Origin of the sequence: Noviherbaspirillum aerium, assembly GCF_008929045.1 — a bacterium.
GTDB classification, from domain to species: domain Bacteria; phylum Pseudomonadota; class Gammaproteobacteria; order Burkholderiales; family Burkholderiaceae_D; genus Noviherbaspirillum; species Noviherbaspirillum aerium.
The window spans coordinates 85,249-97,885 of sequence record NZ_VFAH01000013.1; the positions used below are offsets into that span (position 1 = coordinate 85,249).

Sequence of the window (12,637 nt, forward strand, 5' to 3'; positions counted from 1 at the left end):
GCCAAGGTAGTGCAGGCCTTTGCGCCTGCACATTCGTCCGTTATTTGAAGAACGTGCGGCCATGAAGGCCTCCCAACCAGGTTACCGGACACGGCCCGGCAAGGGACAAGTTCTGATGCATTAATTGCATCGGCACTATAGAATTCGCCCATCGCAATAAAAGGAGGTCCACATGATTTCAGCCCAGGAAGCCCTTGAACGCCTGCGCGAGGGTAATCGCCGTTTCGTTTCCGACATCAAGAACCTCAACTCCATGCCGAGCCAGTCGCGCCGGCTGGAACTGGCCGCCGGCCAGGAGCCGTTCGCCATCATCCTCGGCTGCTCGGACTCGCGCGTGCCGGCGGAGCTGGTCTTTGACCAGGGCCTCGGCGACCTGTTCGTGATCCGCGTCGCCGGCAACATCGTCGCCCCCTCGCAGATCGGCAGCGTGGAATTCGCCGCCGGCCAGTTCGGCACCCGCCTCGTCGTCGTCCTCGGCCACACCGGCTGCGGTGCCATCAAGGCCACGCTCGACGAACTGCAGCGGCCTTCTGCCAACCAGTCGCGCAACCTGCGTTCCATCGTTGACCGCGTACGGCCTTCGGTGCAGACGCTGCTCAATACCGACCTGCGGCATGACCACTGCGCGCTGATGCAACAGGCGGTGCGCGCCAACATCCTGGCTTCGGCCAACCAGCTGCGCCATGGCTCGGAGATTCTGGAGAACCTGATCCAGAATGAGGGACTGCTGGTGGTGGGGGCGGAATATTCGCTGGAGACGGGCGAGGTGGAGTTTTTTGATTCGGTGCCGGGGTAGGCAGTATGGTCAAGTAACTGTACCCAGTCGCTTATGCATGGATTGAAACTGATATTCACTCCATGCATTCATCCCATTTTGATCTTGCATACTGTCTCTTCACGACGATAGGCGCTCGCAAGCCTCGTGATTGCAAAAGCATTTCTGCAATATCTTGGTCCGATTGAAGAATCGGCGGGAGCAATTATGACGCTACCACATCTGCCGGTATGGTTTAGAGCGGTTTCACCCTGACCTGCCTGCCGATCCCGGACAGATTGCCCCTGGCACTGCGTTGTGACTCCTTGCCATGGCTTGGCCATGTCGCGTCGTCACGCCTTGTTCCAGCAGCAATCTGCCTCGGCCTCGACTAGGCCGGTCAGGGCGAAAACGCTCTAGCCACTCGGTCACTTGAATACCTTTGGTAGTGAAAACCGATCTTCCACGTCCAGATATGTCCGGAGCATAAAGGCATGTACCGCTCTATCCGGAAATTGCCCGGATAGAGGTTTATCGAGACTAATCAGGACTGGCGACTTGAAGTTCCCCCTTGGTCCGCATAGGTGTCTCCCGACGAACTTGCAAACGCCACACGATTTCCCAACTGATGCCTCTGCTGTTCCAACTGCTGATGGACCTCCGTGACCGTCTCAACTAACGTCCGGAATTCAGGCCGACTGATAAAAGCATCCAGATCTTCGTCTAATTCAGGAGACGCATATATTTCAAAGTTGAAGACATTTGTCCTGCTGGACACATGCAGCAATTCACGCAGAGAGTTGCGCATTTCATCCTCCAATCTCTGTACAGCTTCCTCCGGCTCCTGATTTTTACGTGCCATTTCGACATCGTCGTACGCCTGCAATGTGCGACCAAGCAGGCCCACCCACCCTCGCTGCTGTATCTCATTGGCAAACCCGGGACGCGTTCCTATCGCACGCTGGAGCGCTTGCGTGGCAATGGCATGCTTATTTTTCCCAGTAATTGAAAGAAGAATTGGCAAGTTATCCTGATAAGGTTGCGGAGAGGATGATGCCGTTGCTTGAGGCGGAGTTGGGTCATCAGCACGCGGATCGAGACCAAGCTGCGCGCGCATTGTTGCTCTCGTTGCTGCACGTTTTCTCCTTTCAAATTCCGTCAATCTACGCATTTCCAGCGCCCCTTTCGTCTCCTTCCAATCTATTGGGCTGCCAAGCGGAGTTGGTTCGGAACTTTGCTCAGTGTAAGGGGATTCGGTATGGCGATACGGGCGTGATGACGATGCTTCAGGCCGCACAGCAGGTGCTCCATATCGAGCATCGTCTGTCGGAGAGGGCATGAAGCCGGGCCGGTGCGGAACACTCTTCGAGGTACTTGACGGCATGGGCTTCAGTTCTATTGCTTCCGCTCGTGTAACTGTTCCACTTTTAGAGCGGTCGCCCCTGTGTGCCGTAGGACGACCCGACGAACCTTGGGTACGAAAATATTTCCCGCCTTGGTCATGAACGGCTTTGATAGTTTCACTGCCTCGCGTTGCGGGTGAACGCGCAGAATCGGACTGCCCCGTCAAGTCAGTCGGCTGGTGCATCGGCGTTCTGCCTGCATTTAACGTTCTATCTCGGCGTGGGAAAGACTCAGGAGAGCTCATCGTTGGAAAGGATGGGGAGGCCGGCTCCTCGTGCGCCCTGCCAGAATGCTGAACTCTCGATACGCCTGGATTGCTGGAAGGTGAGCCGTCACCAACGACCCCGCAAGTAATCTTGTTGAGCAATCGTAGTACATAGTATTTGGCGTTTTTTTTATCTTGATTCCTTCTATTCACCTCATGACTTGAGAGCCCAGCCTGCGACAGCTCTCCATTTAGCGAAGTTACGCTTTCGGAGCGTCGGACGTCATGCGGTTGCGGCCTTTCATCGAGTGAAGTTACGATACCCGAGCTCCGGAAGCCATGCGGCTGCGAGCTTGTACTTGGTAAGGTTATGTTTCCCGATGTTTGAACATATTCCTGGCCCTTCCTTTCTACGAGCACGTATTTCTGAGGATTTTCTGGGGGAATGCCAAGATAGAGATTCAAGTGTGGATTGCGCTGTTGTGCCGCATACGCGGCGTCAAGCACGCTGCTCTCGAAGGTGTGTAGGTCCGAAAGCCTGACGCCACGAACATTTTCAACGACTTTGCCCATATCCAAGGTGTCCCTTCCGGGCCACGATGCACGCCTGATACCTTGCTCTCCGGTCGAAACGACATGTGCAGGGTTAAGCTCTATGCGGGGGTCGAGAATCAAGTAAGGAGCTTCGTTCTGCAGAGGCGGACGAACCTCATGAATTGGTGCGAGATAATTTGGTGCAACAGCTTGGGAAGCAGAAGAAGGAATTACAGGGAACATATCAAGCTTTCAATTGAGGTTGATGCGGCCTATTTGCTTGCGCAATGGTTCAGCCGCAGGATTAGGCTCCCTGAGTGGCAAACGGCGTTGAGTAGTTCCACCACTATGACAACCCGTTTTCCTTAGGAAGTGCTTTTTTGCAGACAGCAAGCCCCCGAGTGATCTGCTCGAATACGTTTCTGCTGCAAGACAGCTCGTTAGCGCAGAGTAAAAATTACATCCAGAAACATTTGTCGCATTTAAGAAACATCGTCTCCGAACCTTTCCGTTCATCATCCATCCAATGCTCCAAGGCAACATTTTGCGGGCCTTGTCGAACGGAGAACAACATGCAGTCCCCTAGATTTCGAAAGGCGCTTTCGGCAGTCGCATTGGTGCTTCTTGCATCCTGCGGCGGAGGTGGAGGAAGCGTCGCCGGTATGGGTGTGGGCAGTGAAGGCGGCGATGCTTCCAATGCCGGTGCCGGCCATGATTCAGGCGCTGGCGGCAGCACTCTCGTTAATGGAAACGTCGGCGGCATCGGCGCCGGCGGCTCCGGGATTGGCACCGGCATTGGAAGCATCGCCGGCACGACAGCCGACATGCCTTCCCCTGCGCAGGCATCGCGCATGCTGGCGCAGGCGAGCTTCGGCGCGACCACGGCGGATATCGACCGCCTGACCGCGAGCGGCTATACCGCCTGGATCGAAGAGCAGTTCGCAAAACCGCAGGCGCTGCATCGGGCCTACATCGACAGCATCACTGCCACGCTTGCTGTGCGGGCAACCCAATACCACGTCCAGGAATCGTTCTGGCAGCAGGCTGTCACCGGCGAGGACTAGCTGCGCCAGCGCATGGCCTTCGCTCTCTCGCAGATCTTTGTCGTTTCCGTGCTGGACAGTACCGTCAACAGCTATCCGCGCGGCGTCGCCTCCTATTACGACACGCTGGCCGCCCATGCCTTCGGCAACTTCCGCAACCTGCTCGAAGCCGTCGCCCTGCATCCGATGATGGGCATTTATCTCACCTCGATGCGCAACCAGAAGGAATCGGGCACGCGCGTGCCGGATGAAAATTTCGCCCGCGAAGTGATGCAGCTGCTGACTATCGGCTTGAATGAACTCAATCCCGACGGCTCGCTCAAGCTGATCGACAACCAGCCGGTCGAAACCTATACCAGCGCCGACATCAGCGGGCTGGCCAAGGTCTTCACCGGCTGGAGCTGGGCCGGCGCCGACAAGGGCGACAGCCGCTTCTACGGCGGCAATGCCGATCCCAACCGGGACTGGCTGCCGATGCAGGCTTATCCGAAATTCCATTCTCCATCCGAGAAGCGGTTCCTTGGCGTGACCGTACCCGCTGGCGCAACGCCCGAAACCAGCCTGAAGATGGCGCTCGATACCCTGTTCAACCATCCCAACGTCGGCCCCTTCATCGGCCGGCAACTGATACAGCGCCTCGTCACCAGCAATCCCAGCCCCCAGTACATCGGCCGGGTGGCTGGTGCCTTCGCCAACAACGGGCAAGGCGTGCGCGGCGACATGAAAGCGGTGATCCGCGCCATCCTGCTCGACCCGGAGGCGCGCGGCGATACGGTGCTCGCCGACCCGCGCAGCGGCAAGCTGCGCGAACCGGTGCTGCGGCTGGCCAACTGGATGCGGGCCTTTGGCGCCAGATCGACTTCGGGGCGCTTCCTGATGTCGAGCAGTTTCGACGATCCGCTCGCCTCGCTCGGGCAGACGCCGATGCGCAGCCCGTCGGTCTTCAATTTCTACCGCCCGGGTTATGTGCCGCCGAACACCGCGATCGCCGCTGCCGGTCTGGTTTCACCGGAGATGCAGATCACCGGCGAGACCTCGGTGGTCGGCTATCTGAATTTCATGCGCGACGTGATTGCCAACGGCACCGGCAACACGCGCGACGTCAAGCCGGATTACGGCATCGAACTGTCGCTCGCCGACACGCCCGACAAGCTGGTCGATCGCGTCAACCTGCTGCTGATGGCAAACCAGATGCCGGCCACGCTGCGCGGAAGAATCATCAACGCCGTCAACTCGGTCAGCATTTCCTCGACCAATGCGACCAGCGCCGCAACGGCCCGCAGGAACCGCGTCTGCCTGGCGGTGTTCCTTGCCATGGCGTCGCCGGAATACCTGGTGCAGAAATAGGATTCGACATGACTGACAAACCCAATGCCTCCCGCCGGCACTTCCTGCGAGCCGCCTCGCTGATGTCCATGGTCGGCGCTTCCGGCGCGCCGTTCGCGCTGAACCTGCTGACCATGGGCGCGGCCGCCGCCCAGACCGCCGGCGATTACAAGGCCGTCGTCTGCCTGTTCCTTGCCGGCGGCAACGATCAGGCGAACACGGTGCTCGCCACCGATCCGGGTTCCTGGGCATCGTACGCCTCGGTACGCACCACCAGCGACGCCGGCTCCATCGCCCTGCCCGCCGCCGGCCTGCCGGGCGGGGTGCTGCCGATCGCGCCCGATACCGCACAGCCGGGGCGCGAGTTCGCGCTGCATCCCGGCCTTGGGCCGCTGAAGGAACTGTTCGACAATGGACGCGCCGCCGTGGTGGCCAATGTCGGCCCGCTGGTGATGCCCACGACCAGGGCGCAGTACAAGGCGCAGAGCGTGCCGCTGCCGCCGAAGCTGTTCTCGCATAACGACCAGCAGTCGCTGTGGCAGTCGTCCCGCCCGGAAGGCGCCAAGTTCGGCTGGGGCGGACGCATGGGCGATCTGCTGGCCTCGATGAATGGCAATGCCACCTTCACTTCGATATCGGCGGCCGGCAATGCGGTGTTCCTGGCCGGCCAGCGCATCAACCAGTACCAGGTGAATGCGTCCGGCGCGGTGCCGATCGGGGGTGTCAACGGCTCGCTGTTCGGCGCGCCGGCCGGATCGAATGCCCTGCAGGCCATCCTGACCGGCAACCGCAGCAATGTGTTCGAGCAGGACCATGCCGCCATCGTGAAGCGGTCCATCGATGCGCAAGGCGTGCTGAGCACGGCGATGGCGCCGGCCGGCGCCGGTGGCGTGCCGAATCCCACGCAGTACACCAATCCCAACACCGGTGCGCTGGCCAGCAATCCGCTCGCCGTCCAGCTGCAGACGGTGGCGAGGGTCATCGCCGGCCGCAGCGGTCTCGGGGCGCAGCGCCAGATCTTTTTCGTGAGCATGGGCGGTTTCGACACGCATGATTTCGAGAAGGCCAATCATGCCGACCTGATGGCCAAGCTGGCCCATGCGATGTCGTATTTCGATACGACCCTGGCCACGCTGGGCGGCGCCGACCTGCGCCGGCAAGTGACGCTGTTCACCGCGTCCGATTTCGGGCGCACCTTCACCAGCAACGGCGACGGCACCGACCATGGCTGGGGTGCGCACCATTTCGTGATGGGCGGCGCGGTCAAGGGCAAGGATATCTACGGCAGCTTCCCGGTGACGGGACTCAACCATGCCGAGGATGTTGGCTCCGGCAGCCTGCTGCCGGCGATTTCAGTCGATCAGTATGCGGCCACGCTGGCGAAGTGGTTCGGACTGAGCGATGGGCAGATCGCCGATGTGTTTCCGAACATCGGCAATTTTTCGGTTCGCAACCTGGGGTTCATGGCATGACCCCGGGGCGCGGGCCCGGTACCGGTCTCTCCTGAAGGGCTGCTTCCCCGTGCGGGGAAGTTTCGGGTGCGGGCGCGACTGCGTGAAGTACGTGGTATCGCATGTAACCTCGCCCAACCCTGACCTTCCTCCGTTTTGGGGGAAGGTTTTTTTTTGGACGGAAGGCGCAACGGAAGGAGGAAAAGGCGGAACAGACATCAGCAGTGCGGGCTTGCGTGCCTGCGCATGCTTCGGACACAGGTCTTTGTGCAGGCACGGAGGCCTGCACTACTATGATGACGGATGTCCCGCATCCTCAATCAGGTCTTGGGCAGTGTCACGCCCCGCTGTCCCTGGTACTTGCCGCCACGGTCCTTGTACGAGGTTTCGCACACTTCATCGCTCTCGAAGAACAGGACCTGCGCGCAGCCCTCGCCGGCATAGATCTTCGCCGGCAGCGGCGTGGTGTTGGAAAACTCCAGCGTCACATAGCCTTCCCATTCCGGTTCAAACGGCGTGACGTTGACGATGATGCCGCAGCGGGCATAAGTCGACTTGCCTAGGCAGATGGTCAGCACGCTGCGCGGAATGCGGAAGTATTCGACGGTGCGCGCCAGCGCGAAGGAGTTGGGCGGGATGATGCAGACATCGCCCTTGAAGTCGACGAAGGATTTTTCGTCGAAATTCTTCGGATCGACAATCGTGCTGTTGATGTTGGTGAAGATCTTGAATTCGTCGGCGCAGCGGATATCGTAGCCATAGGAGGAAGTGCCGTAGCTGACGATCTTGTGGCCGTCGACATGGCGCACCTGGCCGGCTTCGAACGGTTCGATCATGCCGTGGTCCTGTGCCATGCGGCGGATCCACTTGTCGGATTTGATGCTCATTGTTTTCGCGGGATATTGGGGGAACGGGAACGAAGCACAACCGGGCCGGGCCGGTCAGCAACCGGCGCACTTCCCGCGATGCGCGAATTCCCGCGATTTTACGCGAAAACAAGGCCCGAACCAGCATTCATGGCGGATGCCGGGCCGCCGCCCTACACCGCCTGCCTGGCCGGCTCGGGCTGCAGTCCCGGCGGATTGTGGAAGATCGACGCCTGGTGCACGTAATGCTGCTGCACGCACTCCGTATAGGCATCCTTGAGCACCATCGGATCCTTGAGCAGCCGCTCCTTCCAGTCGCCGAGCCGGACCTGATGCTGGATCAGTCCGCGCAGCACGCCGGAGTACTCGGTCAGGCCGACGGTATTGCTGCCGACCAGGATGTCCCGGCTGAATTCGAGCCGCATGTACTTGAAATTGGCCGGATCGGCGAATTCCACCCACTCGCCGCCGCGTATGCCCTGCCAGTGGCCGAAGGAGGCGGAAATCAGCCCCATGGTATCGAACACGTCGATCTGGCGTACCGAGCGCTGCACCGCATGCTTGTCGGCCATGTTGAGCGCCGCACAGTAGGCCTGGTCGCCGGCATTCGGCTGCACGCCGGCGATGATGCTGCGGCCGGCGGCCTCGTCGAAGGTTTCGGCGCAATCGCCGGCGGCATAGATTCCCGGCACATTGGTCTGCATGGTGTCGTCGACCACCACGCCCTGCAGGAACTTGATGCTGCTGCCGCGCAGGAAATCGATGTTCGGCGTGCTGCCGGCGCAATAGACGATGAGGTCGGCCTGCAACTGGGCGCCATTGGAAAGGCGCGCGATGTGCGGCGCGCCGAGCGTCTGCAGGGTGCTGGTGCCGATCGCGACGACGCGCGTCGAGGTGTGGACCTTGATGCCCTTCCTCTCGCACCAGCGCATCACCATGTCGCCCGCACCGCGGCACAGCGCGCCGGCCATCATGCGGTCGCGTTTCTCCACCACGGTAAGATCGACGCCGCGCTTGGCCAGGGCTTCCATGACCAGGCAGCCGATGAATCCGGCGCCGACCAGCACCACGCGGGTGCCTGGCTGGGCAAGCGCCGCGATCTGGCGCGCATCCTGCAGGGTCCAGCAGGCATGCACGCCGGGGAAATCGATGCCGGGAATGGTGGGGACGCGGGGCTTGGAACCGGTGCAGATCAGCAGCTTGTCGAATTCGATGGCGCTGCCGTCTTCCATCTTGACGGTGCGGGTACGGGCGCTGACATGCGCCGCGCGGCCGAATACCTGCTGCACCCGGAGCCGTGAGAAATAATCCTTGTCGCGCCGCAGACGCATGCTGGCTTCGCTGATCTGTCCCGCGATCAGGCTGGGCAGCGCCGTGCGCGAATAAGGCATCTCCACCTCGTCGCCGACAAGGATGATGTCATCGGCCGGCGCATTCTTGCGCAGCGTTTCGGCGGCGATCACGCCCGCCGGGCCGTTGCCGAGAATCACATGTCTCATGGAGCCACCCTGCCTTTGCTGCATGCATGCAGGCGATTGGCCGATATGGTGATGAACCGCATTTCCTTCTCCTGTTGGATAGGACTTCTTTAGGTCTCACTATATTGGCCGTACCTGTCGCCTCCGTTGAACAAGCTCAACCGGAAGGCATGAGCTAAAACAAAGGCTCGGGAGAGTGCAGCAGGTTCGGGCGCCAATCATTGCCTCAGGCAAATTCCCGCGCGGGCGACTGCATGGAACCGGGCAGCTCTTCCCGCAGCAGGCAGGCTGCCCTCACCATGTTCGACAGGGCTTCGAGTGTTTCCGTCCATCCACGCGTCTTCAGTCCGCAATCGGGATTGATCCACAGACGCTCCGGCGGAATCACTTCCATCGCCTTGCGCAGCAGGCGCTGCATCTCTTCGATCTTCGGCACGCGCGGAGAATGGATGTCATAGACGCCGGGGCCGATATCGTTCGGATAGGCGAACTGCCCGAAGCCTTCCAGCAGCTCCATGTCGGAACGCGAAGTCTCGATCGTAATGACATCGGCATCCATCGCCGCAATCCAGGGCAGGATGTCGTTGAACTCCGAGTAGCACATGTGGGTATGGATCTGGGTCTCGTCAGCCGCGGCGGCGGCGCTGATCCGGAATGCGCGCACCGCCCATTCCAGATAGGCGGGCCAGTCGCGCTGCTTGAGCGGCAGTCCTTCGCGGAATGCCGGTTCATCGATCTGGATCATGCCGATGCCCGCCTTTTCCAGATCGGCCACTTCGTCCCGCAGCGCCAGCGCGATCTGCAGCGCGGTCGTCTCGCGCGGCTGGTCGTCCCGAACGAACGACCATTGCAGCATGGTGACGGGCCCGGTGAGCATGCCTTTCATGGGCCGCGACGTCAGGCTCTGCGCGAAGCGGCTCCACTCCACGGTCATGGCTTCCGGCCGGTACACGTCGCCGTAGATGACGGGCGGCTTGACGCAGCGCGAGCCATAGCTCTGCACCCAGCCGTTCGCGCTGATCGCATAGCCCCACAGCTGCTCGCCGAAATACTCGACCATGTCGTTGCGCTCCGGCTCGCCGTGCACCAGTACGTCAAGCGCGATCTCTTCCTGTTTGGCAACAGCAAAGCGGATTTCCTCGCGCATTTTCTGCAGATAATCCAGGTGGCCGAGATCGCCCCGCCGGTAAGCCGCCCGCGCCTGCCGGATCTCCGCCGTCTGCGGGAAAGAGCCGATGGTCGTGGTCGGGAAGGCCGGAAGATTCCAGCGCGCATGCTGCGCGGCAATGCGGACGGCGAAAGGCGACAGGCGCTGTGCATCGCCGTCGGTGAGGGCTGCGCTGCGTTTCTTCACCAGGGAATTGTGAATGCGCGCGGAAACCTTGCGGCTGCCGGCGGCGGCGCGCGAGCGATCCAGCGCTGCGCGCACCGCATCCGGCCCCTGGTTCAGCGCCGTCTTGAGGGCGCCGAGTTCTTCGAGCTTTTGCACGCCGAACGCGAACCAGCTTTTCAGCTCGGCATCGAGTCCGCTCTCCTTTTCCTTTTCCTTTTCCTTCTCCTGCGCCAGGTCGACCGGCACATGCAGCAGCGAACAGCTGGAGGCCAGCCACAGGCCGTCTCCACGCTGGCTGTGCAGGGGCGTCACGATGTTCAGCACAGCATCCAGGTCGGTGCGCCAGATATTGCGTCCGTCCACCACGCCAAGCGACAGCACGCGATCCTGCGGCCAGTCGGCGGCAAAGGCTTCCAGCTGTCCGGGGCACCGCACCAGGTCCAGATGGATGCCGGCAACCGGCAATTCGCGCAGCAGCGCGGCGCAATCGGCGACCCCGTCGAAATAGCTTGTCAGCAGCAGCGACGGCGCCACGCCCGCAAGCGACGCATACGTCGGCAGGAAGGCTTCGCGCCACCGCGCATCGAGTTCCAGCGCCAGGATAGGCTCATCGATCTGCACCCATTCCACGCCCATGGACTTGAGGCGGGCCAGCACCTTGCGATAGCCCTCCATCACGCGGGGAAGAAGATCGAGCTTGTGCGACAGGCCGGATTTGATCTTGCCGAGATAAAGCAGGGTCAAGGGGCCGGGCAGCGCGACCTTGACCCGATGACCCAGCATGGCCGCCTCCCGCACTTCATCGAACAGCCAGTCGACGCCGCCGTCGAAGCGCAGATCGGCGGTCCACTCCGGGACGAGGTAGTGGTAATTGGTATCGAACCATTTCGTCATTTCCATGGCGAAGTGGTCCTTGCCGCCACGCGCGAGGGTGAAGTAGTCCGTCAGCGAGAGATGGACGGGATCGAAGCCGAAGCGCGAAGGCGCCGCGCCGAGCAGCGCCAGCATGCCGAGGATCTGGTCGTACCAGGCGAAGTCGCCCACCGTGACCCAGTCGAGGCCCGCTTGCGCCTGCAGCGTCCAGTGGCGCGTCCGCAGCAGGCGGCCGGTGTCGCGCAATGTGGCTTCATCGATGCTTCCGCGCCAGAAGCCTTCCAGGGCGAATTTCAGTTCGCGCTGCGCGCCAATGCGGGAAAAACCGGGGATGTGTGCTTGTGCCATGTGCTTTTCTCAATATTCGGTGGAAAGAGCATCATGGTCGGCCATCCTCGTTTATGATTCAAACGATACGTTTTCAGAATCAACTTGAATTTCATTCATAATGCAGTCGATACTCGAATTCCGCCATCTCAAGACCCTGGTAGCGCTGCGGGAGGCCGGCAACCTGCTGCGGGCGGCCACGCTGCTCAACCTCACCCAGTCGGCGCTGTCGCACCAGCTCAAGCAGCTGGAAGACCATCACGGCATTTCCCTGTTCGAGCGCAAGTCGGTGCCGATCCGCTTTACCCCCGCGGGCGAGCGGCTGCTGAAGCTGGCCGATGAAGTCTTGCCGCGGGTGGCGAACGCCGAGCGCGATATCGTGCGGCTGGTGCAGGGCGCGGCCGGGCAATTGCGGATCGCGGTGGAATGCCATACCTGCTTCGATTGGCTGATGCCGGCGATGGATGCCTTCCGCCATCGCTGGCCGGAGGTCGAGCTCGACATTGTTTCGGGATTCCAGGCCGATCCGGTCGGACTGCTGTACAGCCACCGCGCCGACGTGGCGATCGTCGCCGAGATCGATCCCGACGAAACCGTGGACTACCATCCGCTGTTCCGCTTCGAAATCGTCGCGCTGGTGGCGAAAGACCACCCGCTGGCACAGCGCGATTACCTGACGGCGGAAGATTTCGCCAGCGATACGCTGATCACTTATCCGGTATCGGACGACATGCTGGATGTGGTGAGGCAGGTGCTCAAACCCGCCGGCATCGATACCGAGCGCCGCACCACCGAGCTGACGGTGGCGATGCTGCAGCTGGTGGCCAGCCGGCGCGGCATCGCGACGCTTCCGGTATGGGCGGCGCAAAACTACCTCAACCGCAACTATGTGCTGGCCAAGCGCATCACCGCCAACGGCCTGACCGGCAAGCTGTATGCCGCCTGCCTGCCGGAGCTGTCGGCCAAGCCCTACCTGACCGACTTCGTCGGCTCCACCCGGGAAAGCTGCTACCTGAACCTGAAGGACATCGAACTGCTGTGAG

The 12,637-nt window shown here is 61.3% G+C and carries 9 protein-coding genes; 5 read left to right on the top strand and 4 right to left on the bottom strand.

From position 1 onward, the window contains the following. Positions 1-172: 172 nt before the first annotated feature. On the top strand, positions 173-796 hold the full coding sequence (locus FH061_RS18385; protein WP_151637292.1) for a carbonic anhydrase: 624 nt from the start codon (positions 173-175) through the stop codon (positions 794-796). A gap of 502 nt (positions 797-1,298) precedes the next feature. Here FH061_RS18385 and FH061_RS18390 read toward each other — a convergent pair. Next, positions 1,299-1,916, bottom strand: a complete 618-nt coding sequence (locus tag FH061_RS18390; RefSeq protein WP_151637293.1) for a hypothetical protein — start codon at positions 1,914-1,916, stop codon at positions 1,299-1,301. Between the two features lie 1,553 nt (positions 1,917-3,469). Here FH061_RS18390 and FH061_RS31050 point away from each other — a divergent pair. Genes FH061_RS31050 through FH061_RS18400 form a run of 3 tightly spaced genes read left to right on the top strand, consistent with a single transcriptional unit; the run spans position 3,470 to position 6,738 of the window. Beyond that, positions 3,470-3,961 carry a DUF1800 domain-containing protein gene (locus FH061_RS31050; RefSeq protein ID WP_225984723.1) on the top strand — a complete coding sequence of 164 codons (492 nt, stop codon included), beginning with the start codon at positions 3,470-3,472 and terminating at the stop codon, positions 3,959-3,961. Between the two features lie 12 nt (positions 3,962-3,973). Next, positions 3,974-5,287 (top strand): DUF1800 domain-containing protein, encoded by a 1,314-nt coding sequence (locus tag FH061_RS18395; protein ID WP_225984724.1) that lies wholly within the window; start codon positions 3,974-3,976, stop codon positions 5,285-5,287. 8 nt (positions 5,288-5,295) lie between these two features. Continuing rightward, positions 5,296-6,738 carry a DUF1501 domain-containing protein gene (locus FH061_RS18400; RefSeq protein ID WP_151637294.1) on the top strand — a complete coding sequence of 481 codons (1,443 nt, stop codon included), beginning with the start codon at positions 5,296-5,298 and terminating at the stop codon, positions 6,736-6,738. A gap of 299 nt (positions 6,739-7,037) precedes the next feature. Here the strand turns inward: FH061_RS18400 and dcd are convergent, their stop codons facing one another. From dcd to metE, 3 genes are all read right to left on the bottom strand, one after another. Then, the gene (gene dcd / locus FH061_RS18405) at positions 7,038-7,604 is read right to left on the bottom strand and encodes a dCTP deaminase (protein WP_151637295.1); all 567 of its coding nucleotides are present in this window, start codon (positions 7,602-7,604) and stop codon (positions 7,038-7,040) included. A gap of 152 nt (positions 7,605-7,756) precedes the next feature. After that, entirely contained in the window at positions 7,757-9,082 is a 1,326-nt protein-coding gene (locus tag FH061_RS18410) for an NAD(P)/FAD-dependent oxidoreductase (RefSeq protein WP_151637296.1), read from the bottom strand. Between the two features lie 205 nt (positions 9,083-9,287). After that, positions 9,288-11,615 carry a 5-methyltetrahydropteroyltriglutamate--homocysteine S-methyltransferase gene (metE, locus tag FH061_RS18415; RefSeq protein WP_151637297.1) on the bottom strand — a complete coding sequence of 776 codons (2,328 nt, stop codon included), beginning with the start codon at positions 11,613-11,615 and terminating at the stop codon, positions 9,288-9,290. A 97-nt stretch (positions 11,616-11,712) separates the two neighbouring features. On the opposite strand from metE, the gene FH061_RS18420 reads away from it, so the two are divergent. After that, positions 11,713-12,636 (top strand): LysR family transcriptional regulator, encoded by a 924-nt coding sequence (locus tag FH061_RS18420; protein ID WP_192805133.1) that lies wholly within the window; start codon positions 11,713-11,715, stop codon positions 12,634-12,636. Position 12,637: the final 1 nt, after the last annotated feature.

Coding starts and splice junctions, on each gene's coding strand:
- FH061_RS18385 (WP_151637292.1), top strand. CDS start 173: ATGATTTCAGCCCAGGAAGCCCTTGAACGCCTGCGCGAGGGTAATCGC.
- FH061_RS31050 (WP_225984723.1), top strand. CDS start 3,470: ATGCAGTCCCCTAGATTTCGAAAGGCGCTTTCGGCAGTCGCATTGGTG.
- FH061_RS18395 (WP_225984724.1), top strand. CDS start 3,974: ATGGCCTTCGCTCTCTCGCAGATCTTTGTCGTTTCCGTGCTGGACAGT.
- FH061_RS18400 (WP_151637294.1), top strand. CDS start 5,296: ATGACTGACAAACCCAATGCCTCCCGCCGGCACTTCCTGCGAGCCGCC.
- dcd (WP_151637295.1), bottom strand. CDS start 7,604: ATGAGCATCAAATCCGACAAGTGGATCCGCCGCATGGCACAGGACCAC.
- FH061_RS18410 (WP_151637296.1), bottom strand. CDS start 9,082: ATGAGACATGTGATTCTCGGCAACGGCCCGGCGGGCGTGATCGCCGCC.
- metE (WP_151637297.1), bottom strand. CDS start 11,615: ATGGCACAAGCACACATCCCCGGTTTTTCCCGCATTGGCGCGCAGCGC.